We start from the raw sequence: 26995 nt of genomic DNA on the forward strand, positions 1-26995 counted from the left end.
ATAAATTTCAGCCATATCAATAACAGCAATCTTTATTCTTATGACGGTAGGGGTATTATTTTTCGCGAGCTACATTAACGGTGTTAAGCGCAAGTGTAGATATTATTTATATTATAAATGGAGTACTACAATGAATAAATTCTCCCTTTCTACAGCAGGTATTCTGGTCGCAGCGCTGTTAACCAGTGTCAGCGTCAATGCAGCAACAGATAACGCTAAAACTGAAGTGACTCCGAAAGGCATGAACTGCCAGGAGTTTATTGATTTAAACCCACAAACTATGGCTCCGGTGGCCTTCTGGGTGCTCAATGAAGACGAAGACTTCAAAGGTGGTGACTACGTCGACTATAACGAAACCGTTACGACTGCAGTTCCTCTGACCGTTGAACTTTGTAAGAAACATCCGCAGAGTGAATTAAGTAAAATAAAAGACGAAATCAAAAAAGAATTATCTAAATAAGATTAAACCGTTATTAAAACCCAGCCAAAGTGCTGGGTTTTGTTATTTGTGACGCTGTCACTTGTTTGTTTTGCAATACTTAAGAAAACTTTATAAAGATATAAACGCCTGTGCCGATACTGGATAAAAGTTAGCCTTTTGCAGAAGGAGTTTGTATGGCCTGGTATCCTACTCGTATTTCAACGCGTTTAACCATCGGCGGCATTCTGCTGCTTGCAGTAACGAGCCTTGTTATCGTGGTGATTATGCTCTGGCGCGGTCAGCCGCGCGTCGTTGAAATCAACACCGCCCTGATCGAAGAAACAGGGCAAGGTTTAACCCGTCAGTTGAGTACCGTATTGTCCCGAATTGAAGGTGAGACCGTCAGCCTGTCGCGATTGGCTGAGGTGTTGCCTAACGATGAATCTCTGTACCAAAGCGTTGTTCCGCATCTTATTGGTGAAGGTAAAGACTCGATTATTACCGGCGGCGGCATCTGGCCAGAACCAGACGCCTTCACCCCAGGTGTGGAGAAAAGAAGCTTTTTCTGGGCGCGTAATGCTGAAGGAAAGCTGGTGTATTCCAATGATTATAACGTCGAAGGATCGAGTGGATACCACAATGAAAGCTGGTATCAACTGGCCAAAGGCCATTCACAAAACAGCTGTTTATGGTCTGACGTTTATCAGGATGCCAGTTCAGGCGTCAACATGGTGACATGCAGCGTGCCTTATCAACAGGCGGGCAAGTTTGCCGGTGTCGCTACCACCGATATCCGTCTGGATAACGTCGCCACTTTCATGCAGCAGCAGGGAAACAGCACCGGTGGTTACGCATTTGTGGTAGACAAGCAGGGACAAATTCTCTATTTCCCGCAGGCCGACCTGGCAAAATATAAAACCATTAACGATTTGGCGCAAAGCGCGCAGTGGCTTATCCCGGTGCAAAACGGTCTGAAATCTTTGCGCCCGACAGATGGGGTGAAGACTATCACGCTGGCAAACGACAACGTCCTGAATACCGCGTCACAGGTAATGCTGTTCCCGATGCCAGATACCGGCTGGGTCGTAGGACTTGCAACCCCGGAATCTCGTATTGTCGGTCTTGCCAAAGTGATGATGCAGGACGTTCTGGAAGTATTGATCCCTATAATGACGCTGTTGCTGGTGGGATCATGGCTGGTGGTTCGTCGACTGATTTCACGTCTCGATGATACCCGTCAGGCACTTGATGACATCGCGCAGGGAGAAGGCGATCTTACCCGTCGTCTGGATGTTCGTGGCAAAGACGAGATTTCGGCTATCGCCGAGGCGTTTAACCTGTTCGTCGATAAAATCTCAGCCATCCTGATCACCGTCAGAAGCAGTAGCACAGTGGTAGCGAATAACGCCGTTAGCCTGGCTGACAGTAATATGGAGCTTTCATCTCGCGTAACGCAGCAGGCCGCTGCGCTGGAAGAGAGTTCGGCGGCTATGGAGCAGTTAAATGCGACCGTTCATCAAAACGCCAGTAATACACAACTGGCGGATGAGCTATCCGATAGCACCGCGCAAACGGCCAACCGCTGCGGCGATGTGATGCAGGGCGTGATCTCAACAATGGATAACGTCAGCGCCTCATCCGGCAGAATGGTGGAAATTGTCGCGGTCATCGACAGCATTGCGTTCCAGACCAATATTCTCGCCCTGAATGCCGCGGTTGAAGCAGCCAGAGCGGGCGATGCTGGCAGAGGGTTTGCCGTCGTGGCCTCCGAAGTGCGCACGCTGGCTCAGCGCAGTGCCACCGCCGCCCAGGAAATTAAAACATTGATTGATGAATCCGTTTCTCATGTTGGTAGCGGAAGTCAGCAAATTCACAATGCCGGTGAACGTCTGGGAGAACTGGTCAACAATGTGCGTCAGGTGCGCCAGTTGATGGGGGAAATACGCGTTGCGGGTGAAGAACAACGTAAGGGCGTTTCCGAAGTTACGCTGGCCGTTACCGAAATGGACAGCACCGTTCAGCAAAACGCCTCATTAATTGATGATGCCGCAGCACGGACGCAGGCGCTGAAAGAGGAGGCGGAACAACTGGCATTGCTGGTCTCTTCATTCAGATTACCTGAGCCTGGCGTTGCCGGATAACCACACCATATCCGGGTACAGACCTTGCGCCCGGATAACTCCAGTATAATGTCCCTTAAGCAAGATTTTCCGGTTTAACTCCCTTTTATTGTGTCTTATAAGATTTTGAATCATTCCCAACTTAACTCTATAATATTGGGTGTAAAGTCGTTTTTATCCCAATAAGAGCCAATATTATGGATTTAACGCTAAATACTGCAGCCGATATCGTCAAACTACTTTGCGACAGATTGCGTAAAGAACGACTCGCCCGGCAAATGACGCAGGCTGATGTTGCCGCGCGTTCAGGGGTCGGTGTGAATACCGTGTCGAATCTGGAAGCGGGGAAAAATGTAGGATTTGAGAATCTGGTCAAAGTCGCGATGGTGTTAGGCTATGGCGATGCACTGGAGGGGTTATTCAAACCCCGGATTGATAGTCTGGATGATATTTTGCGTTACGAAAAGAGCGCGGCACGTCAGCGGATCAAAAGGAAAAATTCTGATGCCTGAGCAAGTTGATGTCTTCTATGAAGGCTGGGGTGAGAAATGGCTGTGGGGCAAACTGGTGTCTTCCACAGCCCTGACCGGACGTCCGTTGATCGCCTTTGAATACAGTGAAGAGGCCTTACGTAAGGGGCTGGAACTGTCCCGACTGATGTTACCGCTGAAAGGTCCCCGTTTACGCAGGGATTTCCCGGCTCATCAGCTGGGATTACCTGGGCCAGTCTATGATTCGCTTCCAGATGGCTGGGGTATGCTGTTGATGGACCGACTATTTAAACGCCGCGGGCTCAACGCAGCACGCATTGGTCCATTGGAGCGCTTAACCTGGGTCGGCAACAACGCGATGGGCGCCATGACATTCCAGCCCGTTCAGTCAGATGCCGAGACGCTGTCAAAAGAGGATGTTCCTCTCGCACAACTGGCCGCTGAGGTTCAGGAAGTCCTGAGCGGCGAAGGCGGGGAATTCTTGCAAAAACTACTCCAGATGGGCGGTTCGCCACAGGGAGCAAGGCCTAAGGCGTTACTTTATCGTGACACTGTCACGTCTAAATTCACCACAGCGCCGCTACCCGGGAGCGAAAGCTGGCTGATTAAATTTCCCGCCAGGCATGAGCATGCTGAGGTATGTGCCATCGAAGCGGTTTATGCTGAATGCTTGCGCCAATGTGGGATCACCACGCCCGATACTGCGTATTTCAATCTGCCCGGCGGACAGGCGGCATTTGCCACTCGCCGTTTCGACCGAGACCAGTCGATACGTATTCCTATGCAGAGCCTGGCGGCACTTACCGGGGCAAATTACCAGATACCCGGCGCTTTAGACTACCGGGATTTTCTGCGCGCCACGCAGATTTGTACCAATGATGTCAGAGAAAAGGCAAAAGCGTTCGAACGCGTGGTTTTCAACGTGGCATTTAACAACCGCGACGATCATCCGAAGAATTTTGCCTATTTAATGTCAGCCGATGGAGACTGGACTCTGGCTCCGGCTTACGATGTCACCTGGTGCGAAGGGCCTGGCGGGTATCACCAAATGGACGTGCTGGGAGAGGCGCTGGATATCGAAAGAAAGCACCTTCAGTCGCTTGGCGTTCAGGAAGCTGAGTTATCTGCTGACCATGTGAACGGCATAATCGAAAAAGTCTGTCACTTTGCCACGGCATTGAGCGCTATCGCCAGGGACAAATACCCCGATCAGATAACGCAATCCACGCTGAAGACGATTCAGAAACAAATTGATGATAATGTCCGTAGGTTAATGTCCCGGTAACGCAGATACAGCCGCTACACTTAGCGAAGAATTAAATCTGAGCGGGGCAATGTTATGGCTGAATTTGTCTTGGGTATGCTGGAACACACGCCAGTTTGGGTGTATCTGCTGTTTGCCTTTCTACTTTACAGAGGGATTAAAGCCAGAACACCCGCCACCGTCACGCTGGAAAAGCTGGCGCTGATCCCGGCTATTTTTCTGTTCTGGGATATCTACGATTTAATAACTTATCGAGACCCGACCCTCATTACCTATATCCAGTGGGCGATAGGTATTATCAGCGGCGCGATAATTGGCTACATATTAATTAACCCAGACCGTTTGAGCCGCAGTAGCGCACCGCGGAGTATTCATCGTCCGGCAGATTATTCCGCATTGCCATTTATGCTGCTGGCATTTGGCGTTAAGTACGTTCTTGGCGTACTTAACGCCACTGCTCCCGACGTTTTACGTCAACCCGCAATGAGCGCTCTGGCTATCATTACAGGCGGCATGTTCGCCGGCGTTTTTGTGGGGAAATTTACCCGCTACGTGAGCGTCTGGCTCAGACTTCCCACTCAGGACAACTATTAACGTCCCCAACGATTACGAATATAGGTCACGGCTTCCTGCGTTTGCGGTTGATTAAGATAATCTTCGCGAAACAGGATCGTGCCGTTGATGTACGGTTCGGATTCGTTTAAATCGAGCTGCTTTTTCAGTTCCGGCACACCGCCTTTTACCGTCCAGTCTGGCTCTTTTCTCGATGGTTCACCAACTTTATACAGCGCTACACCAATGTAGAGGCGGGTGTTGGTTGATTTCACGACATCTGCCCACCATTTTGCCAGTACATCGTAACGCGCTGCGTCACGGGCAAAAGGCCAGTAGAGTTGCGGTGCAATGTAATCCAGTAAACCTAGTTGCACCCAACGGCGGGTGTCTGCATACGACTCATCATACGCTGCCGCGCCGCGCGTGTCGGAGCCCGCTGGATCGTGCGAACGGTTGCGCCACACGCCCGCAGGACTGACGCCGAATTCAACCTCAGGCTTAAGTTTCTTGATGGTCCGCGATACCTGGGCAATCAGCCGTTGCGTGTTATCGCGACGCCAGTCAGCCTTGGAAGCGAATCCCTGGCCGTATCTTCTGAAGGTCTGGCTGTCGTTGAGCGCAGAGCCGGGAGATTCGGTATAGAAGTAATCATCAAACTGCACGCCGTCAACCGGGTAATTCTCAACCACTTCCGCCACGATGCTGGTGATCCAGTCGCGCACGTCGGGAATACCGGGGTCTAACACAAAACGCTCGCCCGCAGTGCGGATCCAGTCCCGATGCAGGACGTATACGCTGGACGGCGTCTGTGACAGCGTGCTGTTTAATTCAGAGACCGTCGAAGGTTTGGTGTTTACGGACACGCGGTAGGGGTTAAGCCAGGCATGAACTTTCATTCCGCGTTTATGCGCTTCATCGAGCATAAACTGCAGCGGATCGTAACCCGGATCCTGGCCAATCGTACCGGTCAGGGTATCTGACCACGGTAGAATCTTTGACTTCCACAATGCGGTCCCATCGGGCTTAACCTGGAAAAAAACGGTGTTAATACCAAGCCGTTTCAGGTTGTCCAGCTTATCCGTCAGCGCTTTTTGCTGCAGGCTGATGCGTACGGCAGGCGAACTGATGTTCACGGATGAGATAGGCGGCCAGTCAAGACGAGAAACCGTGGCCAGCCAGATCCCGCGCACTGGCTCCTTGCTCTGCTGTGGTTTGCTCACCGGAGGTAGCGGAGTGGTTTTGGGGCCGGGCGGTTGTGAAGAACAGCTGCCAAGTAACAACATACTGCCCACAAGTACAGCAAACCATTTCATGTTGGTCAGCGGTAGTCTGGCACGAGAACGGGCGAGAATATTCGCCAGTTTTTTCTGATAATTTCCTGAAAAGAAACCGGATGCTGCCATCTGATTTTGCTCTTATTTCTTTTTATTGCGGCTGTTAGCCCAGGGATCGAAGGCCGGTTCGGGGGGGGTGTTTGAGGCCAGGTCATGCAGCGAATCAAGGTACAGCGCTTCAACTTCTGCCCGCGCCCACGGCGTACGGCGCAGAAACTTCAGACTGGATTTAACGCTCGGTTCATTTTTAAAGCAGTTGATATTAATGCGTTGCGCCAGTTCAGCCCAACCATAACGTTCAACCAGGGCATTGACCTGCATTTCAAGCGTTACGCCATGTAAAGGGTCTTTAGAAATATGAGCATTCATATGAAGTCCAGTTCAGTGGTTCCAGATTTTGTCAGTAGTGTGACGGGAAGAAGGTTACAAGAAAGCAAAGCTGCCAGCAACGGCAGAAAGCGGTATGGCGCGACAAGCCGAACGCCATACCGGCAATGGATGGCTCAATACTCTTTAAAAGCCAGTTCCAGACGGGCAATCAACGGTTTAAACAGGTAACTCATCAGGGTTCGTTCACCGGTCTTGATCGTCACGCTGGCGGGCATTCCCGCTTTAATTTTGTAATCGCCCAGCAAACGCGCGCCCTCTGCTGAAACCTGTACTTCCGCAAGGTAGTAAGGCTGCTGAGTGGTTTCATCAATTAAGCGGTCCGCCGAGATAGTCAGAACCCGGGCCGGAACCGACGGCAACAGGGCATGGTTAAGGGCAGGGAAAAGCACATCAACGGTTAAGCCGGGGACCAGTTTATCAATGGCATGCACGGGTATTTTGGCATCAATTTGCATGGGTTGTCCGGCGGCGACAATATCCATAAGATGTTCGCCGGGTTGAATGACGCCGCCCACGGTACTGACTTTAACATCCAGCACGATACCGTTAATCGGTGAGCGGATCTCGGTGTTATCCAGCTCGTGACGGGTGGACACCAGTTCATCCTCCAGCATTGCCACTTCTTTTTGGTTTTCCGTCAGTTCAGACTCAACTTCACGTAAATATTGATGACGCACCTGGTAGGCTTTAATTTTTAATTCGTTTTGCTGCGATTTCAGTTTAGCAATATTAAGAATATCTTCTGAAACGCTGCCAGATATTTCAGCCGCTTCGCGCTCCAGCACCAGTAATTGCGCTTTGGGGTAATAGTTCTTTTCGCTCAGCGCGCGAATAGCCCCCAACTCCCGGTTAATCAGGGAAAACTGGTGGTCGCGATAGCCTTTTATTTTATTGAGATTATCCGTTTGCCCAACCAGACCATCGAGCGTCTCCTCAATCATCGACAGTTCGTCCTGAATCGTTTTGCGACGCGTATCGAAAAGCTTGGCCTGCAGATTTCTGACTTCTGTCAGCCGTTTATTGCCAGAGAATTGCTGCGTCAGCGTCGTATTAAAGACGATCGCATCCAGACCATCGCGTTCTGCCAACAGGCGATCTTCGATACTTTTTGCAGAAATATACTGGGCATTTAACGCGCTGAAACGCATTTCGAGCTGCATTTTATCCAACCGGACGAGAACCTGATTTTTCTTCACGAAGTCGCCTTCTTTGATAAAGATATCCGTTACCCGACCGCCGCTCAGATGCTGAATAGTTTTGCGGTTACTCGATACGGTTACCGTACCATCAGCGACCACGCCCGCATCTAATGGAGCTTGCACTGCCCAGAATATAAAACTACCGACACCAAGCACAATGACGATCACGCCCCGGATAATCGGCGACCAGATATTGGTATCTACGCCAGCAGATACCGTGTTGTGGGGATTCTTTTTCATCATCAGGCCTCACGTTGCTGTTCAGTCGTGGATGGAGAAGGCGTAGCCACCGGTTTCAGTACGTTGGCCTGACGCAAATGGGCAAAAACCTGATCGCGGGTACCAAACTCCTGTATGGCGCCATCGTTAAGCAGCAAAACCTTATTGACCACGCCGAGCAGCGTCGGGCGGTGTGAGATAATGACGGTAGTTTGTCCCTGTGTACGCAGGGTATTGATGGCTTTAACGAGTGCAAATTCGCCCGCGTCGTCAAGATTAGCATTCGGTTCATCAAGCACGATGAACGCAGGATTGTTATACACGGCGCGTGCCAGTCCGATGCGCTGCCGCTGCCCGCCGGAGAGCTGGTATCCACCTGCGCCCAACAGCGTGTCATAACCTTGTGGCAAGCGCAGGATCATCTCATGAACGCCTGCCAGTAATGCGGCGGCGACGATAAGCTCACTGTCATTCTGCGCGAAGCGGGCAATATTTTGCGCGATGGTACCGTCAAACAGTTCCACATCCTGCGGCAGATAGCCAATAGACGGGCCTAGTAGCGCTTTATCCCACTGACAAATATCTGCGCAGTCTAATCTGACTTTCCCTGATATCGGTTTCCAGACGCCAACCAGAACCTTTGCCAGCGAGGTTTTCCCTGAGGCTGAGGGGCCGATAATCCCCAGAACTTCACCTTGCTCCAGCTGGAATGAGATATTACGCAGTAGCGGGGAAGGCTGGCCGGGGGCTGCAGCGAAGACACTTTCGACGCTGATGTTGCCGTTCGGACGCGGCAGGGTCAGTACCTCTTTCGGTGCCGGATACTCCTTCAGCAAGGTTGAGAGCTGATGCCACGCGCTACGAAACTGCACGAACTGCTTCCAGCTGCCAATAACTTGTTCTACCGGGTTGAGGACGCGGCCAAGAATGATCGAGGCGGCGATCATCAAGCCCGGAGTAATATGGCCGCCGATCACCAGTAAAGCCCCGGCACCCAGCGCAATAGATTGCAGCAACACCCGCACAAAGCGGCTGAGGCTGCTTAACCCGGCCGTTTTGTCGGCAATCTGCGTTTGTAGTGCCAGCACTTTGTTATGTTGCTCCTGCCAGTTGGACTTCAGGGTCGAAAGCATCCCCATCGCCTCAATGGCATCGGCGTTTTGCAGCTGTTTATTCAGCTTGCTGGCATTGTTAATGGTTAAGGCGTGCGCCTGCTGAATCGGGCGCTTGGTAGAGATTTCAGATACCAGCGTCAGAATGAATAATAACGTTATTCCGCCGAGAGAAAGGTATCCCAGCAGGGGATGGACCAAAAAGGCGATGAACAGATATATCGGCGTCCAGGGAATATCCAGTAAGGCGAATAGACTATTCCCGGAAAGAAACTGACGAACCTGATCCAGTTCGGCTAAAGATTGCGCCGGGTTGTTATCGCCGGTAACCATCTTTCTTTTAAAGGCTGCGTTAAAAACCAACTGGCTTAGCTTTATATCAAGCCGGTTGCCAAGCCTGACCATAACCTGCGCACGGGCAGATTCAATCATGGCAATAACGATGTACAAGCCGACAATCAATAAGGTTAACATTAACAGCGTGGTGGTATTTTTACTGACCAGCACACGGTCGTAAACCTGTAGCATATAAATTGCCGGCGCCAGCATAAGCATATTAATCACACAACTAAAAAACAACAGCATCAGAAAAGTGGGCTTCGTTCCCTTTAATGCATCATTCAGTTCTGTTGGCGTATGCTGGCGCGACATAGTCTTCTCCTTATACGATCAATGAACTATTGCCGTTGTTACTGGCAAGGGTAGTGGGCATTTCCAGATAAAAGTCACCAATATTCACGGTGGTCGAATTGACGCCCACCAATGTGATGGTATCTGTACCGATAGTCACAATGGTGTTGCCATTGTTTCCGGTGATAGACACGCTGCTGGCAAAATTACCCGAGTTGATACCTAACAAGACGAGATCAAGGAAGTCCTGCCCGCCGTTGGGGTTACTGTCAAAACCGGTAATTCGGTCCTGCCCAAAGTTGGCACCAAAGGCGAAGATATCGCTCCCGGCACCACCGTCCAGAATGTCGTTACCTTCCTGACCATTGAGAATATCGTCCCCGCTACCGCCGGAAAGGGTATCCGCGCCCGCACCGCCAATCATGACGTCGTTACCAACTCCGCCTTGCAGGTTATCAGCGCCATCTCCGCCATCGAGGAAGTCATTCCCGATACCACCAAACAACTGGTCGTTACCGCCCATGCCGAACAGATAGTCGTTACCGGTCCCTCCCGTAATGGTGTTAGCAATGGCATTACCGGTACCGATAAAACTACCACTGCCGGTAAATACCAGTTCTTCCACGTTATCGGTGAGGTCGTAGCTGCTGAGGTTGGTTCGGACAACGTCCGTGCCACCATTCACACCTTCGATAACTACATCACCGAAATCATCAACGATGTAGGTATCATCGCCCGTGCCGCCGGTCATACTGTCGGCACCAACCCCGCCATCAAGCGTGTCATTACCGGCATCACCTTGCAGAATATCTTGCCCCGCCTGACCAGAGAGGTTGTCGTTTCCCGCACCGCCAATGAGCAGATCGTCACCTGCACCGCCGAGTAAGGTGTCATTACCGCCTTCACCGCGTAGGATATCGCTCCAGGGAGTACCGACGAGGGTGTTAGCCCCGTTGGTACCCACAATCAGATCGCCCACGGGCTGGGTGGTGGTCGACGTCAGGACAACAGGGGGGTTGCCTTCATCGTCGACGACGGTAACGACCACCTGCAACGTTCTGCCAACCATAGCCTGACCCGGTGTATAGGTGGCGGAAGTCGCACCGTTAATGTTGACGAATCCGGTTGGCGAACTCATTCTCCATTGATAAGTGAAATTACCGCCGCTCAGACCATCGGCGTCAGCAATGCCTGAAACCACCGCGGTCAGCGTCAGGCTTTCAGTTGGGGTGAGGTCGTTAATTACCGGCACACCGGTCGTGGCCTGATTTCGCGGTAGGATCGCCTGAGTTTGTGCCGACACCAGGGTTTCAGCGTCACCCATGCGGTCGTTAAAGCTGGCTACCACACGCAGCGGTGCGCCCTGAATAGTGCCAGGCACTCTGAACTCAACGCCGGTTGCCTGATCTCGCCATTGGCCGTTGACGAATGCCTGCCAGGTCATGGTGATGGCCACATCCGCCGCCAGCCCGTTACCATCCAGCAAGTTCGCCACGTTGACGCGCAGCAGGTCGCCCACCGAAGGGTTAGGGTTACTGATGGTCAGATCGCCCGTCGCTTGTTGCCCCGTCACCCACAGCTGCTTCCCATCGCCAAACTCGAGCTTTTCGATGTTCAACAGGCGATCGATGCCATCATTCAGGTTCAGCGCGGCATCCGGCGTGGCGTGATCGACGCGCAGGCTACCGTCCGCCATACGGGTAAAGACATAGTTGCTGCTGACATCACGGTACACCGCGACGTCAGTTTCCGTGCCGTTACCTTCATGCAGGATTTCTCGCACAATCGACAGCTGATTCGGTTTCAGCGTGCCGGCCAGCATGTACGATTTCAGTTCAGCCATACCTTCGGCGCTGGTGAGCCCTGCCATACCCGTAACGGCAATACGCACGTTGAGCCATGCATCACCATCAATGATATCGTTACCGGCTTTACCCATAATGCGGTCGCTACCGCCACCGCCGAGTAAAATATCGCTACCATCATCAGGATTCAGGAGCACCGCGTCCGGATTTGTAGAACGCTCTACGCCGAGAATAGCCTGTAAACCGGTGATCCGATCCGCACCTTCCTGGGTCAGGTTGTTAGAGAGGGGAACGCCCTGAACAGGCGCAGTACCTATCGGCTGTTCTGTCCCGGTCAGGATATCGTCGTATCTCCAGCCCGACAGCCCTTCAACAAGATCAAAACGGTCGCGTAGAATAAACTCCTGCTGGTTGACGAAAATAGGGATCCCAAGGTCAGAGTTAGCGCCATTTGGGTCGCCTTTATGGATTGCCCAGTCGAAACCGGCCATGCCATTATTGCGCTGGATCCCCGCGCCCTGAACCATGATGTCGTCACCGGCTTCGCCATCGTAGTCGGTGTCGTTACCCTGACCGTTGAGGACATCGTGACCGATAATGGTACTGTTGAAGAACAACTCAGAGTTGTCACCCGCCAGCGTGTCAAACCCGTCGCCGCCTTCCAGCCAGTCATCGCCTTCGTTGCCCATCAGGAAATCACCACCCGAGCCGCCAAGCGCAAAGTCGTTATCCTGACCCGAGAAGACCTCCTGCGCATCTTCGCCGACCACCACGAAGTCGCTACCGCTGCCACCAAAGACCAGATCGTTTCCGTTACCGGAGAAGATAACGTCATGTCCGGCATCACCGTGCAGGAAGTCCGCATCACCAACAGGCGTACCGGTATCGGTAATAATGTCATCACCGTCACCACCATGGACCACGTCTGCTTCGTCGCCGCCGTCCAGTCGGTCATCTCCGCCATCACCCCACAGACTGTCGATCCCTTTACCGCCGATTAACGTATCATTGCCTGCCGTCCCTCCAAGCACCACATGCCCATCGCCGGTATATTTCAGATACCCGCCATCGGCAAAACTATCGCCGTCAACATCCACACCTGGGTCGCGACGCACCAACAACGGCGAGAGCAGATCCTTCAGTGGATTTCCCCATTTCGGGTCGATTTCCGTTTGCAGCACGCGGTTCACTTCAAAAATATGGTCCGGTGTCTGGAACAGATTTGCGGGCAGGTGGGAGGATCCCTCATCACCAAGATCGCTGTTACGCATTACTAGTGCGGAAAACGAGTTGGCCTCCAGTTCATTGAGTAAGTTCAATCCCTGAACGCGGCTCAGATAGTAGAAACGATCGCCGTCCTGAAGCATTTCCATTTGTGTTTCAAAGACGAAGTTGAAGGTTGAGCCGAGCATGCCGCCAAATTCATTTTTGCGCTCTGCCAGCCCGCCAATCCAGAAATCGACCATATTCAGGCCGGTCTCTTTGGTTGCCCACGCTCCGGTACTGTTAAAGAAATCCATCGCATCCGCAGGCGGGGCATTGTTAGCATCACCAAACAACAGGAAGTTTACCGCTGCACGCTTACCTTCAAGGCTGGTGGCATTGAGGATCAGCTCATGCTGACCATAGGCGGCCATAAAGTTAATGATTGAAGCGGGATTTTTCAGGTAGGTAGTGAAGTCAGCCCAACTGGTATAAGGCTTCAGTTGACTATCACCGCTTAATGCAAAAAACTGCTCGCGGGCCTGGTTCAGCGTCGGCATTGCGGTGTCACGGCCACGGGCTATATTAAGCGCGCCTAAATCGAGGGGCAGGCCGATGAGATTATTACGCAGAGCATCGGTAATAAATTCATCAATTTCGTTACCCACCTGACGCGTCATACCACGCACAATTGCGCCAATAGCCTGATCGTCCGTGACGGTGGCCCCGTTGATTTGATTAAATGCTACCGGATTCAGGAATGCTGAAATCAGGTCAATATCGCCGCTTTGCATATCAATGTCGGTGCGCGCCACGGTTTCTGTCAGCATTGAATGCCCGAAACGGTAAACCACATGCGCAAACTCGGCAAAGATCATCGGGTTTATATCCGCCGTGTTGGAGAAAACAAACGGATCGACGGCGGGTTGTACGGTACGGGCAAACTCCTCGAAGACGAGGTGCTGATATTGCATTTCCGTGGAGAAACGACCTGCCTGGAATAGGTACTCACCGTTCCATACCAGCGTACTGGTATCGGCAGGTAATTCCGTGATTTGATGATTGGGCATCAACCACTGATTAATGAGGTCGATATCACCGGTTTCCAGCAGTGTTGTTTTATATTGCTCAACCAGACGGTTATGCTCGCTGTGAAAAACGGCGTGCACCGCGGTTAAACCTATATTTTCGTTCCCACGCCCGTCACCGGTAATAAAGTGACGATCGAGCAGTTCGTTATCATAGGTTCCTGCCGGTTGCGCTCCTTCGCCCCCAATCGCAGTGTCATCATCTGCCAGCAGACCCGCTTTTGGCGCGGCAGTATGCGCAATATCATCAAGAAACGCATGTCCGGTGCGGAATGTTCCCTCAGGCAACAGACCGCCGTTGGCTTCAACCAGTCCCCCGGTGGTAACAATCTGTACCTTTCCATTTTCACTTAAAATCAAATTACCATAGCGATCCGTAGCCAGCAGGGGAACATTAAACACATCCTGATCGGTGAGTTTAATGCCAAGCAGAGTTTCAGCCTGGTTTTTAACGTCGGCCCAGGTCGCCAGTCCACCGTTCGCACCGCCTAATAAATTCCCGGTAGGCTCAGGTTTCCCATCAATAATGACGTATTCGCGGATGAAAATCTGATGTGAAGGATGGGAGGTGTAGGTTTGGTTTTGGTCGATGAAGGGGGTAGTCAGGTTTACTGTCTCTCGGTTTTCATCCACCGTTGCCCGGGTTAATAGCATAAAGTTTGTCGACGACCCTTCAACATATAAAGGGTCATCCGGCTGTAGCGGAATGAAAACGATACCGTTGCCTCCTTTGGGAATCAAATCCAGACCGTGGTCAAAAAACTGGCCAAAGAAGGTCATCCAGCCGTTAAAAGCAGGGGAGAGACCGATATCGGGAGACTGGTTAGGAATGGATAACGTTTCTCCGTCTCCTGTAATAGTCCCCCCGCCGGGAGCATCTTTTAATGCGTTAAATACCTCCAGTGCGGCTGGGTTAGATGCCGTTTGATCGGAAATTAAGTTACTAATAATACGTGGGTCGGCATCAATAACGGTGCCACCAATTTGGATATAACTGGTCATTTGGTCCGCATCTTGCCAGTTTAACGCGGTTAATCTCGGCATTGTCTGGTCGGCAGAGCCATATAACTCCTGACCCGGTAGAAGATTATTCCATGAACCATCTACCGTGCGAAGTCCATAAGGCAATAGCGGACTTGAAACTAATTCTCTAAGCAATTCAGCATTAACGCTGCCATCCGGGTTAGTTGCCGCTTCGGATATTTTGATCTGCTTAAGAATAAAAGCAAGATCGTGCAGAGTGACAGTAAAGTCATATTGTGAGGCCATAAGTCATTACCCCTATCTTTACCTGTATTAGCTATCATCACTCTTTTCTTCCGCTTACAAAAAATGACAGAAGAATGAGTCGTATCAGATACCTGATTGTTATTGCATGATTAAAAGTCCATATTTTAAAAATGATGTATCCATGACCAGATTAGCGTTATTCTCCTGAAGATTAGTTTGAAGATTAGTTAGCACAATAAGATATTCACCTCACTTATATATTAGGTTTCAGAGGTTAATGATCATCGTATCTCATTGAAATCAAAGATATATTTGAGACACGAAGTTTTGAGAAGACAAGGTCTCCTCAAGGCTGTAAAGGTTTTACTTTTTAAAACGCATATTACAGTTATGTGATGATCATAACTATGGTTTTTCCGTTGGCGACTTCACTCATACTTTTTTATGAAAAGATTAAATTTTCATTTCTTTACATTAGAATTTATGTCAAATAACTTATTAAGAAGAGTTCTCATTAAGTCGACTTTTAAGATGTCGTTGTGTTGAATTATAAAATTTAATATTGGATGAAATTTAACACGACATCATTCCTGATGCCTGATTATGCTATTAGCATAAATCAATACCGTGTGATAGCTGACCTTACGTTTAGTAAAGAACGACCTCTCCAAACAGGTAATACAATGAAAAAAAATATAATTTTTCTCTCCGGGATGATCTTTTCATCGGTCGGTCACGCCAGTGCGCTCTATTTCTATGAAATCGGAACGGAGGATACCGCACTGGCTGGTGCAGGGCAGGCCGCTCGTGCTCAGGATGCCTCTACGCTGTTAACTAACCCTGCGGGGATGACTCGTTTACCTGACCATATGGTCACCGGAGGATTACAGGCGATGGGCGGAGATATACCCTATACGCTGAATAATACGACAGATGGCAGACAAAGCCCCGGTAATGTAATGACGCTTTTCCCCAATGCCAGCATGTTTTATACGCAACGGCTGAGTGATACCGTTTCTGCCGGTTTGGGTTTGTACGGTAACTATGGGTTAGGTATCGACTTCGGCAACTGGGCAGGGGATCGGTTAATTAAACAAAGTACCATGGTTGCGATGACGCTGAGTCCCGCCGTTGCATGGAAACTAAGTGATAAGGTGTCGGTTGGCGCAGCTGCAGGGCTAAACTATGGTTTTCTGTCGCTAAGCAGAGATGTCGATGGCCACGATGAGAAACAAAGCGATCATGACTGGGCGATGAATTACCACCTTGGGTTATTAATGGACTTAACTGACAATACACGGGCGGGTGTAACCTGGACCAGCAAGACCGATTATCATTTCAATATTGACGGGACAGCGCGTTTTCCCAATATACCTAATATTGGATATGATCTTCCGATCTCCACACAAGTCCGTGCTCCGCAGCAGGTGATGCTTAGTCTGGTTCACGATATCGACAGGCAGTGGTCAGTAATGGGCGATTTAGGCTGGCAGGACTGGAGCCAGTTTGGCAGCCCGCAGATTACAATGAATGGTCAGCAAAGCGATCGTGATAATCGTCTGAAAGATACATGGCATACAGCGCTGGGCGTGCAATATCATCCCGATGAGCAGTGGCGCATTAATGCCGGTATTGCATATGACAGTTCACCGTACAAATCGCAAAGTGATGTAGCGCTTTCGATGCCAACCGGCGATGAATGGCGACTTGCCACCGGTGCACAGTACCAGATTACGCCAGCCAGCAATATTGGCGTTGCCGTTGAGTATTTGCACATGCAGTCGTCCAACGTCAAATCTGATATCTTTGCAGGCCAGTATAAGAACCCGTGGTTATGGTTTGCCAGTGTCAACTACAGCTATCAATTCTAGCGCCGTTATTCCCGATTAAATATCTCACGCATTGTTAATAGTCACCATAGCGGATTATCTATCCGACAGTGTCAAGTAACCGTCTGCTGGTGGTCTTATCACACACGCTCGTTTAAATAAAAATAAATTTGTACTTTTATTATTGAGCAATTTATGGTTTTAATATGAATCTGTACTACCTTCATGGAATATAGGTAAAAGCATATTGTTTTCAATCTAAATAATACAGGTTTGATTATGCAAATTTCACCTCCGGTACGCCCAGAACAAAGCATACAACGTCTAATGCAAGCACTTGAACCGATTGCAGAAAAGATGAAGGTTGTGCCGCGGCGGCGTATCATGTGGAAATACAAGAATAAGCCTCAACTCTACCTTTTTTTGCAAGGGGAGCTGTCCATTTTACGTTCTTCTGATGGTCTGTTAATCGTGACCGTCTATGAACCCCATCTGTTCGGTATTGCCGAAATGATCCAACCGGTACACGGCCATTTATTGCGCGCTGAAGCTGAGTCAACCTTATTACGCGTCGATGCCGATAAAGCACGAGAACTCTTTCATCAACAAGGCTTGTGGGAAGATGCGGCGGCAGTGCTTTCATATCATACGGGTTATCTCTTTTATCGTGATGATTTAGTCGTACAGCAGCGTACTTATTCAGTGATACGTAACCACCTCGAAGAGATGATTTTGTTACCGGAAGAGACTCGCAAGCGAGTCTCTATTTTGGATTATATTCAGGATCGGACCCACTTATCGCGCAGCAGTGTTTTAAATGTTGTATCTGCGTTAAAAAAAGGAGGGTATATTGATTTTGAACGCGGAGGGTATCTTACTTCCATCAATAAATTGCCTGAGCGATTTTAAATAAACCCACAAACAAGTTACAAATCGATTATCTAACTTTAATATTCTATTGTAGTGGCATGCTATATATCAATCGTAAAAAAAACCTCCTCATCATTCTCTGAGGAGGATTTCTTGTTATTCAATAAGAGAGTTCACGGACTGATTAATGCTTAACAGTCCTGTTTGATTATGCTCCTTATAATAAAAATTGTTCATTTGCTGCATTTGTTCGAGCTTGGTTAAAGAAGCATAAACCTGGTATGCCTGGCTATGAACGTCAAACATCTCTCTTGGCTTAACTTCATGAAGATATTCATTTTTTAACGAAATCACGACGTTTTCAATTTGCTGTTTATTATCCTGGTATAAGGACAGGGATGCCGAGTCACTACTTGATTTTGACTCGGGTTGTGCCTGAACAACAGGGATCACCATTTTATTGATTTTAACAACTTTCTCTGGGGGAGAAGTATTACAGCCAGAAAGTATCCCAGTGATGAGAAGTAGATAGAGAGTGCGCATATATAGTGTTCTAAAGGCAATGGATGCCAGCCATTATCTTTTTATACAGCCAGGTGTCTACAGCTATTTTGTTTAAATAAAAACAAAAGGAAATTTAAAAATAAATGTCATTGCATTACATTGTTTCATAAGACCATGTTAGCCTACGAGCATTAGATCATAGAAACCTGATAAATACAGTATTACGGAAGCTTCTCAACAATCAGAGCAGCAGGGTTTCTTTCTTCTTGATAATATATTATTAGCGAGGATTTATGAAACTTAATAAACTAGTAAGTTATCTGGCTTTAGCTGGTGTGTGTTCAACATCATTAATATCACTACCTGTATTGGCACAGGAAGGGGCAAAAGATGCGACTGCTCAGACCAAAAGTGCGAATGACGCCTTATATGGTCAATTGCCATTCACTGATAAAACCGATTTTATAAACGCACATAAAGGTTTTATTGCTCCGCTTCCCAGTGAATTGATTAAAGGTAAGCAGGGAAATGTTGTCTGGGACCCTCAGCAATATGCCTTTATCAAAGAGGGCGAAAAAGCCCCCGACACGGTTAATCCAAGCCTGTGGCGTCAGTCGCAGTTGATCAATATTGGCGGCTTGTTCCAGGTCACCGATGGCGTGTATCAAATCCGTAATCTTGATCTCTCGAATATGACAATTATGGAAGGGAAAGAGGGTATTACGGTCATTGATCCGCTGGTATCGGCAGAAACCGCGAAAGTGGGAATGGACCTTTATTATAAGAATCGCGGTAAAAGACCCGTTGTTGCCGTCATTTATACGCACAGCCATGTTGACCACTACGGTGGCGTCCGCGGCGTGATTGATGAAGCGGATGTGAAATCCGGTAAAGTGAAGGTATATGCACCGGCTGGTTTTATGAAGGAAGCTGTATCTGAAAATATTATGGCAGGTAACGCCATGAGTCGCCGAGCCAGTTATATGTACGGCAATCTGCTTAAACCGGATGCAAAAGGTCAGGTCGGTGCGGGTCTGGGGACGACAACCTCCGCCGGTACGGTGACGCTGATTGAACCCACTAACTATATTACCCACACCGGGCAGAAAGAAGTTATCGACGGTCTAACCTATGACTTCATGATGGCGCCGGGATCGGAAGCACCTTCTGAAATGCTGTGGTATGTAGAAGAGAAGGGAATGATCGAAGCTGCAGAGGATGTCACCCATACGCTGCATAACACTTATTCATTACGTGGCGCGAAGATCCGCGATCCGCTGGCATGGTCAAAATATATCAATGACGTTATTGGCCGCTGGGGTGGAAAGGCAAACATTATTATTGCTCAGCATCACTGGCCGACCTGGGGTAATGAAAATGTGGTGAAGTTAATGAAAAGTCAGCGTGATATGTACCGTTACATCAACGATCAGACGCTGCGCATGGCTAACCAGGGGCTGACCCGTGACGAAATCGCCGCTAACTTCAAACTGCCGTCTGGCCTGGAAAAATCATGGGCCAGCCGTGGATACTATGGTTCTGTCAGCCATGATGTGAAAGCAACGTATGTCTTTTACCTCGGCTGGTTCAATGGTAATCCGGCAACACTGAATGAATTACCGCCCGTTGATGCCGCGAAGAAATATGTCGATTATATGGGCGGCGCCGATGCAATCATGCAAAAAGCGAAAACGGATTACGCCCAGGGCAATTACCGTTGGGTGGCGCAAGTCACTAACAATATCGTTTTTGCTGATCCGAGCAATAAAGAAGCCCGTAATCTGGAAGCCGATGCCCTTGAACAAATGGGTTACCAGGCTGAGTCCGGTCCATGGCGTAATTTTTATCTGACGGGTGCACAAGAATTACGCAACGGTGTGGTAAAAGGCGCGACACCAAATACCGCCAGCCCGGATACCGTTAAGGCCATGTCGCCGGAGATGTTCTTTGATTATCTCGCGGTACATATTAACGGAGAAAAAGCAGCAAATGCGCAGGCAGTCTTCAACGTCGATTTAGGTGCTGACGGCGGTAAATACAAACTCGAACTGGAAAACGGTGTTCTTAACCATAGCGCTGATGCACAGGCCAGCAACGCTGATGCCTCCATTACGCTTAACCGTGCAACGTTGAACAAAATCATTCTCAAGGAAGAATCGCTGAAACAGGCAGAAGAGAAGGGAGATGTACAAATTTCCGGCAATCATGCCAAGCTTGATGAGTTCCTCGGGTATTTAGATAGCTTTGATTTCTGGTTTAACATGGTAACGCCTTAACTTTAGAGCCAAACCATGCCATAACCCGCCAGCACTGGCGGGTTTTTTATTGTTGCTTATCAGAGTATTGAGTTGTACGAGACTGTATAGCAGTTGCTATACATAAGCCTTATGGTATGCTTGTAAAGCAATTGCTATACAAGAGGCTTAATAATGAAATCAGATGTCCAGCTCAACCTTAGAGCTAAAGAATCCCAACGCGCGCTTATTGATGCGGCCGCAGAGATTCTACATAAATCGCGTACAGACTTTATTCTGGAAATGGCCTGCCAGGCGGCAGAGAACGTCATTCTCGATCGCCGAGTGTTTAATTTTAATGATGAACAATACGCTGAGTTTATCGAGATGCTTGATGCTCCGGTTGCCGAAGATCCCGCTATCAGGAAGCTACTGGCAAGGAAACCACAGTGGGATTTGTAACCGCACCAGAGCCACTAACTCACATTCATCAATTGGCGGAATTTGTCAGCGGAGAAATTGTTCTCGATGATTGGTTAAAGCAAAAAGGACTAAAAAATCAGGCTCTTGGCGCAGCCAGGACGTTTGTTGTCTGCAAAACAGACACGCGACAAGTCGCTGGCTTTTATTCACTGGCCACTGGTAGCGTCAACCACACAGAAGCAACAGGCAATCTTCGGCGTAACATGCCAGATCCAATCCCCGTAATTATCCTTGCCAGATTGGCCGTAGATCTTTCTGTTCGTGGAAAAGGGTTAGGGGCCGATCTGCTTCACGATGCGGTACTGCGGTGTTACAAAGTGGCAGAAAATATTGGCGTGCGTGCCGTTATGGTGCATGCGCTCACAGACGAAGCTAAACGTTTTTATCTTCACCACGGATTCAAAGCATCTCAACTGCAGGAACGAACTCTGTTTCTCAGGCTTTCATGATTGTAATGAGCAGAGGAGGTCAATGGCCAACGTGGGCCACATGGGGACTTAACTGAGTACGTATCAAATTGTATTTAACATAATATACATTATGCGCACCAGTAAGCCGTAAGAGAGAATCCAGCATTCTGGCACAGGAAAACCCCGGCCATAAAGTCATTGTCCATCAGAACGGCTCTGGTGAAGCTGCCGCGCCGGATTAGCCCCAAACCTATAATCAATGACTGCGCGGCTTGGCCAACCCCGGTCAGCACCAAAACAAGTTTTGTCACTGCCCGGCGTTACTGTTATAAACATGAATGCCAAAGCCTTTGCAGCCACGATTACTTCTGTCCTATTATCGTTATGCAGTCGTAAGCAATTATGCAAAGCGGATGGTCGTACTGTTTCCTCACCAGTTACACACGACAAATCGTCTGCGATGTTATAGGACGGACAAGCTCTGCGGTTATGCAATGGCTCATTCACCTTACTTGTCTCTTGCCGCAAAATGAGTCCGGATTTCGTGGGCATGTCAGGGTTCACGGTTGTTTACCACTGCTCTGAAAGCAGTTTTTTTCGCATGCGAAAAACTGGCGTTTTGTCATTCGCATAAGGAACGCTTCCCATCATGATAAAAAATGAACAGGAATATTACGCTGCACTAAAAGAAGTCTCACCGCTTTACGATCTCGACCCGCCGGATGGTTCTGAGGAAGCCAGAAAACTGGATGAACTATCAACACTGATTATGCAATATGAGGAAAAAAACTATCCCCTGGATTAGCTGAAGGCGGCACTCTGTTCCCCCTGCGTTACCTTTCACAGATCGACTATGACAGTTAACCAGCGTTCACAATGCGCATAGTCCTGATTTAATGAATATAATTCTATCCCAGCATCTTCAATGTTCAGGACATCATGTCCATCAGTTACCATTATCTGCGCTATGCTCAGGATCGCGTCTGCTGCGATCTCTGGAATCAGCGTCTGCTCGTCACTAGCCGAGCAACAGCTATAACCAGGCAAATCGAATGCCGGAACATAAATTCCGAATGCCGTGTCGTTGTCCTGCGGCAGTTCAATCCCAACTGAAAATTTACGTTTCAATGTTCTGTACCTTCCAATTAGATGAAAGCGGCACTTTGTTCCGGTCTCATTTTTGTTTCCCGTTATGCCAACGGCATGACAGCCCACCTTTAAAGTCAATAATGCAATTTAAATCCTTTTATATCAATGCATTAAATTATCACTGGATAATGATTATTCTTAACGGCATAGCTCCCCACCTTTAGGTGAAGAAGGTCGCACGGTGATTTGTTCCGCCTGTCGATGATTAAAATAGAGATAAGCGGCGATTTGTTCCACCTGATAATCGGGAGGGATTTTCCTGTCTGAGCGCCCTTCTCACCAACGTTCCCCCCGCTGCGCAGGGAGAACGCCGGTGCTACGGGATTAAAGCAGGTTAACGACGCGGGCGCGAATGAGAATGTACAGCGTGCGCTTGTTGGCATTTGAGCTTTTGGACGTGAAAAGCGCACCAATTAAGGGAATTTTTGATACCCACGGTACAGATGAATCACTGTCGCTTTCCCTGTTATCTACCATCCCGCCAAGCAGAACTGTCTGGCCTGATTTTAGCTGAACGGTTGTCGAAATTGAGCGTGTATTTGTGATGATGTCAGAAGCCGTTTGCGAATCAGAAATACTATCCGCATTTGTCGAAACATCCATGATTAACAATCCTCCGGGTGTCACGACCGGAACAACCTTCAGTGAGATCCCCACATCATGACGTTCGATCGTCTGGAATGGATTGTTAACATTTGCAGCTTCTCCCGTAACCCGCCCCGTCACAAAAGGAACATTTTGCCCTGCTGTAAATGTTCCTGGTTGACCTGACATCGTCAGAATGCGTGGCATTGATAAAAGCGTTGATTTACTCGATGTTTCAAGCGCTTTCAGGCTAAGCCCCAGAATGTTCCCGTTAAAAATACCAAAGGAACCGCCAGTGCTGGATAAAACAGACGTGAGACGGTCAGTATTGATCCCTCCCGCAACCGGACTGCCGGAAGGATCCCCCGCAGCAAATGAAAAATCAAAACCATCGGAAGCCGTTGTTTCAAAAATGACTGATTCAACAAGAACCTGAGTTCTTGGCACATCAACAGAAGGAAAAAATGCTGCAAGTTCTTTGTGTTGTGATGCTGATGCCGTTACAGCAAGAATATTCGCCCCATCAAAAGGATAAACTTTAGTACCAGCAATATTTTCCCCCTTCAGGAATATATCAATAACAGGTGCGAGATCCTTTGCTCTGACGTTATTGACCGGATACGTCTGAGTAATCAAATTGGCACGTATCTCAGGTTTAGTGAAAAAGTCTCCAGTTGGAGGAGGAACATCACCATCATAAGAAGATGCAGGAACCGGCTCTGAGAAAGAATCGGAATATTCATACGTATTACGGTTAAATTTTTGAACCACAGCAGGATTACCCGGACTGAGGTCAAAACCGTTCGCCCGGAGAACCGAAGTAAAAAACTGAGGCAGTTCATCTTTGGTGACATCCGCTGAGTAAACCGTAATTTCCCCTTTTACGTCTGGTGAAATAATCACAGGCTTTCCGGTTGTTTTTGAATACCATGAAACAAACTCCCTTACTGGCGCATTATTCAGTTCAACAGGGATAGCAAAGCTCTGAAATGACAATACACAAAGCAAACTAGCAAGTAACTTTTTCATGTTTCCCATCCTTAATAAGCTCTACCGAACAAGGTGTTATATAGACCATGCGAAAACCGTCTTTAATTAGATCGTCAGATGCAATTTTTTGCTTCTTCGCATCCATAAACTCAAAACCAACTGCATTTCCCATTCGATATGATGTTGTTATTCTCAACTCTGATGGTTTATAACGGGATGTGATAATCTGCGTCGTTACTGGTTTTATCTGAGGTGTCGCTTCCGGCTTGGACAGACTGAGGTACGTGAATGCTGATACAAAACCACAAAACAGGCACAATACTCTGGAATATTTCTTTAAATAGATTCTGGTGAGTCTCATATAAAACGTAGCGTCCCTCTTTACGGCATACCTGCCATGTGAAAGATATGGTGTCAGGTATGAAAATGATGAATGCTCATAAGCATCTGAAAATGCCTGTTTGGTATCATAAGCGGCATAAAGGTCACGCCCCGTATAAGTCCAGCGTTCTACGGTCATTGACTGCGGAGAGTCACCATATTTAACAATCCCGACATGTACTTTTGGTAGCGGAAGTTTTGATCCCGTTATTACACTATAAATTGAGCCAATAAATGGAATTGTGATTTTATCGAGGCGTCGGCAATAAACGACATGCTCTGCCAGTGCCACACGAGCTTGCTTATCCATGATGGATAAATCCTGAATAAGAAAAATAATATCCCAGCCCAGTTTTCTTGCATGTAAAAACCAGTTAATTACGGACTGTCTTTCTTTATCAGCCCATGAGCGTGAGTTAAACCATGTCCCACATTCATCAAGAACCAGTAATCCATTTTTATTTTCATCATAGGAATTATTGCCTCTCCCGATTGCCAGTAAGTCATCCAGTGATGGTTTATCAGGTATCCGTATTACATCCGGTGACTTTGCAAATATACCCACTCTCGGTAGCTTATGAATGCGCAAATCGAGATTCGTAGCCACCCTGCAACCAGAAACAATTTTGTCCTGGATTTTACCGACAGCGACAAGTGTTTTACCTGCACCAAGTTTTCCCGTTACGACATATACAGCCATTATGATTTATTCCAGTCAAGGTATCCTATAATTCTGTCTTTAACGTCAAAAATAAAAACTGCTGCTTTAAGAGAAAAAATCGCATACAAACACGGCGCAGCATTAGCCGGAACAACATAAGAGACTGCGCTGGCAATTTCAGGTGGCAATACAGAAGTAAGGTCTGAAAGATAAGAAACTAACAATCCATTCAGACCGATAATAAGGCCAAGAAATAGCGAAATTGCAAGTGCTATTCTGGCGATTCCCAATGTGAAAAATTTTGCAACGTATGCAATAAGAGCACCTGCAAGCCATCCAATAAATCTTGCCAGAACAGGAAGCCCCAGAAAAGCTGGCATGGTTATCCCCTTCCCTTACGTAATATTCCAGAAAAAGAATCGTAAACAGTAACGAATGTCCAGAAATATAATATGAAAGCAAAAATCCCTTTAAACATATCAATGTATTTGCACTCAATAATAAATTCGTACTCTTTGCCGGGAGCAAATACAAATGGTGTACATTGTTTAAATTCAGGTAAGGCAGGAAATAATCCGTCTTTCAGAAATGAGTCCAGCAGAGGCGATTTATCACCGTCACCAATTGCATTCATCGCAGATGATGAACCTGCAAACTCACCAGAAATAGCTGCCCCATTACCAACAAGTCCACCTATGCTGTCGGAAAACCCGCTTAAAGAATCCAGTGTTCCCTGTACAGAACCATCAAGAGATGCCCCGGTATCGGCCTGCAAAGCTGACAAGTCAAATGATTCAGTCAGTGCATCTTTATTGGCGTTTGCCATTTTGACGTAATCAAAATCACCTGTTCCGTTGCCATTATTCCCGGTTCCGCCACCATCATTGCCTGACCCGCCTGACCCGCCTGACCCGCCTGACCCGCCTGACCCGCCTGACCCGCCTGACCCGCCTGACCCGTTGCTACCCTGATAATTAATATTCGACTGTATCGTTATATTTCTGGAATAAGATGGCGTAACCGTATCAGTTATCAAAACAGCACGTGAGGCATCACACTTATTCTGAAAAGTTTCCCAGTTCATTATGCAGACATTTGATGTGTCATAGGAAACTTGTTTTACATTAACGGAATAAGAATAGTTAATGTATGTCGGGTTATTCACGTCAGATTGTTTTGATTCCACATTATAAGAAACAGCCTTATAACTGTTCTGTAGTATTTTAACATGATTGCCGTCACTGTCGGTTTGCTCAAACCACATATCAGGCTGGTTATAATCAGCCTTTACCGTTTCCGTAATGTTAGCAATGGCAATTGAATCAGCATTGTTAGACAGATAATACCCTGAACACATTGTGCAACTGGCATTTGTATAAAGCGAAAACTGAGAACCTATTGAGTCAGATTTAACCACATTAGCAGGAATGCTCAGAGTAGATAAGTCAGACGGTAAATTCACAGTCTGCCCGGGTGTTACTGTATCTGGCGTAGAATTGTTTCCTGAGTCTCCATTACCACCCCCGCCAGATGAATTATCATCACCACCATTGCCAGAGCCATCAGCAGCACGAACAGGCGTCCAGTGCCCATTCCACGAAGTATCATTATCATAACCGATACCAATACCCGAAAGTTCGTAAATGCAGTTTTCAAAATTTGCATAACGTGAGTCTCCTTCTTTCCAGACATTACTTAATGTGCCATCAAATGCGGGTTTACTTAAACATTCAGCGTCTGTAGTTGCATGGGTAAAGAAAGGAGCAAAAAATAAAGCAATAATTATTTTCTTCATTTATGCTACCTTAATAAGGGGTGGCAGACGCCACCCAAATGAA

At 48.1% G+C, this 26995-nt stretch carries 22 protein-coding genes; 11 read left to right on the top strand and 11 right to left on the bottom strand.

From position 1 onward, the window contains the following. Positions 1-130 precede the first annotated feature (130 nt). From hdeB to OGY13_RS12775, 5 genes are all read left to right on the top strand, one after another. Entirely contained in the window at positions 131-460 is a 330-nt protein-coding gene (gene hdeB / locus OGY13_RS12755; RefSeq protein WP_003019999.1) for an acid-activated periplasmic chaperone HdeB, read from the top strand. A gap of 155 nt (positions 461-615) precedes the next feature. Continuing rightward, complete coding sequence (locus tag OGY13_RS12760) at positions 616-2562, top strand: methyl-accepting chemotaxis protein (RefSeq protein ID WP_213752251.1); 1947 nt, start codon at positions 616-618, stop codon at positions 2560-2562. 176 nt (positions 2563-2738) lie between these two features. Then, positions 2739-3053 carry a helix-turn-helix domain-containing protein gene (locus OGY13_RS12765; RefSeq protein ID WP_032943458.1) on the top strand — a complete coding sequence of 105 codons (315 nt, stop codon included), beginning with the start codon at positions 2739-2741 and terminating at the stop codon, positions 3051-3053. Next, the gene (locus OGY13_RS12770; protein WP_213752250.1) at positions 3046-4317 is read left to right on the top strand and encodes a type II toxin-antitoxin system HipA family toxin; all 1272 of its coding nucleotides are present in this window, start codon (positions 3046-3048) and stop codon (positions 4315-4317) included. Before OGY13_RS12765 ends, OGY13_RS12770 begins: the two co-directional genes overlap by 8 nt. Before the next feature lie 54 nt (positions 4318-4371). Then, positions 4372-4890: a hypothetical protein gene (locus OGY13_RS12775; protein ID WP_213752249.1), complete on the top strand. Its 519-nt coding sequence runs from the start codon at positions 4372-4374 to the stop codon at positions 4888-4890. On the opposite strand, the gene OGY13_RS12780 is transcribed toward OGY13_RS12775, so the two are convergent. The 5 genes from OGY13_RS12780 to OGY13_RS12800 all read right to left on the bottom strand — a co-directional run bounded on the left by OGY13_RS12780 (position 4887) and on the right by OGY13_RS12800 (position 15100). Next, the gene (locus tag OGY13_RS12780) at positions 4887-6254 is read right to left on the bottom strand and encodes a glycoside hydrolase family 10-like protein (RefSeq protein WP_213752248.1); all 1368 of its coding nucleotides are present in this window, start codon (positions 6252-6254) and stop codon (positions 4887-4889) included. The genes OGY13_RS12775 and OGY13_RS12780 overlap by 4 nt on opposite strands. Before the next feature lie 12 nt (positions 6255-6266). Beyond that, positions 6267-6554, bottom strand: coding sequence for a VF530 family protein (locus OGY13_RS12785; RefSeq protein ID WP_213752247.1), 288 nt, complete (start codon positions 6552-6554; stop codon positions 6267-6269). Positions 6555-6688: 134 nt separating this feature from the next. Beyond that, entirely contained in the window at positions 6689-8017 is a 1329-nt protein-coding gene (locus OGY13_RS12790) for an HlyD family type I secretion periplasmic adaptor subunit (RefSeq protein WP_182315360.1), read from the bottom strand. After that, positions 8017-9756, bottom strand: coding sequence for a type I secretion system permease/ATPase (locus tag OGY13_RS12795; RefSeq protein WP_103285216.1), 1740 nt, complete (start codon positions 9754-9756; stop codon positions 8017-8019). Before OGY13_RS12795 ends, OGY13_RS12790 begins: the two co-directional genes overlap by 1 nt. 10 nt (positions 9757-9766) lie before the next feature. Next, the gene (locus OGY13_RS12800) at positions 9767-15100 is read right to left on the bottom strand and encodes a peroxidase family protein (protein WP_213752246.1); all 5334 of its coding nucleotides are present in this window, start codon (positions 15098-15100) and stop codon (positions 9767-9769) included. 644 nt (positions 15101-15744) lie between these two features. Here OGY13_RS12800 and OGY13_RS12805 point away from each other — a divergent pair. Both OGY13_RS12805 and OGY13_RS12810 read left to right on the top strand, forming a co-directional pair. Then, positions 15745-16932, top strand: a complete 1188-nt coding sequence (locus tag OGY13_RS12805; RefSeq protein WP_208744305.1) for an OmpP1/FadL family transporter — start codon at positions 15745-15747, stop codon at positions 16930-16932. A 237-nt stretch (positions 16933-17169) separates the two neighbouring features. Next, positions 17170-17799 carry a winged helix-turn-helix transcriptional regulator gene (locus OGY13_RS12810; RefSeq protein WP_008784772.1) on the top strand — a complete coding sequence of 210 codons (630 nt, stop codon included), beginning with the start codon at positions 17170-17172 and terminating at the stop codon, positions 17797-17799. Positions 17800-17916: 117 nt separating this feature from the next. On the opposite strand, the gene OGY13_RS12815 is transcribed toward OGY13_RS12810, so the two are convergent. After that, complete coding sequence (locus OGY13_RS12815) at positions 17917-18303, bottom strand: KPN_03583 family lipoprotein (protein ID WP_111465586.1); 387 nt, start codon at positions 18301-18303, stop codon at positions 17917-17919. A 254-nt stretch (positions 18304-18557) separates the two neighbouring features. On the opposite strand from OGY13_RS12815, the gene OGY13_RS12820 reads away from it, so the two are divergent. The 4 genes from OGY13_RS12820 (at position 18558) to OGY13_RS12835 (ending at position 22196) form a co-directional block, all read left to right on the top strand. Continuing rightward, complete coding sequence (locus OGY13_RS12820; protein ID WP_213752245.1) at positions 18558-20540, top strand: alkyl/aryl-sulfatase; 1983 nt, start codon at positions 18558-18560, stop codon at positions 20538-20540. A 153-nt stretch (positions 20541-20693) separates the two neighbouring features. Further along, positions 20694-20960: a type II toxin-antitoxin system TacA family antitoxin gene (locus OGY13_RS12825; RefSeq protein WP_008784769.1), complete on the top strand. Its 267-nt coding sequence runs from the start codon at positions 20694-20696 to the stop codon at positions 20958-20960. Beyond that, positions 20948-21430, top strand: a complete 483-nt coding sequence (locus OGY13_RS12830) for a GNAT family N-acetyltransferase (protein WP_063941970.1) — start codon at positions 20948-20950, stop codon at positions 21428-21430. The genes OGY13_RS12825 and OGY13_RS12830 overlap by 13 nt, the downstream gene beginning before the upstream one ends. Before the next feature lie 610 nt (positions 21431-22040). Further along, positions 22041-22196, top strand: coding sequence for a hypothetical protein (locus OGY13_RS12835; protein WP_016157965.1), 156 nt, complete (start codon positions 22041-22043; stop codon positions 22194-22196). Positions 22197-22231: 35 nt separating this feature from the next. Here the strand turns inward: OGY13_RS12835 and OGY13_RS12840 are convergent, their stop codons facing one another. The 5 genes from OGY13_RS12840 to OGY13_RS12860 form a co-directional block, all read right to left on the bottom strand. Next, positions 22232-22519, bottom strand: a complete 288-nt coding sequence (locus OGY13_RS12840) for a type II toxin-antitoxin system HicB family antitoxin (protein WP_016157964.1) — start codon at positions 22517-22519, stop codon at positions 22232-22234. Between the two features lie 345 nt (positions 22520-22864). After that, positions 22865-24154: a secretin GspD/PilQ domain-containing protein gene (locus OGY13_RS12845; RefSeq protein ID WP_016157963.1), complete on the bottom strand. Its 1290-nt coding sequence runs from the start codon at positions 24152-24154 to the stop codon at positions 22865-22867. Beyond that, a complete protein-coding gene (locus OGY13_RS12850; RefSeq protein WP_015979776.1) occupies positions 24135-25196 on the bottom strand; it encodes a zonular occludens toxin domain-containing protein in 1062 nt (353 codons plus the stop codon). The genes OGY13_RS12845 and OGY13_RS12850 overlap by 20 nt, the downstream gene beginning before the upstream one ends. Next, the gene (locus OGY13_RS12855; protein ID WP_286637655.1) at positions 25196-25537 is read right to left on the bottom strand and encodes a minor coat protein; all 342 of its coding nucleotides are present in this window, start codon (positions 25535-25537) and stop codon (positions 25196-25198) included. Before OGY13_RS12855 ends, OGY13_RS12850 begins: the two co-directional genes overlap by 1 nt. 2 nt (positions 25538-25539) lie before the next feature. Next, a complete protein-coding gene (locus OGY13_RS12860) occupies positions 25540-26952 on the bottom strand; it encodes a phage attachment proteinphage attachment protein, G3P family (protein WP_286637659.1) in 1413 nt (470 codons plus the stop codon). Between the last annotated feature and the right edge of the window lie 43 nt (positions 26953-26995).

The sequence above is a fragment of the Citrobacter sp. Cpo045 genome (assembly GCF_030332875.1).
Classification (GTDB): Bacteria; Pseudomonadota; Gammaproteobacteria; order Enterobacterales; family Enterobacteriaceae; genus Citrobacter; species Citrobacter portucalensis.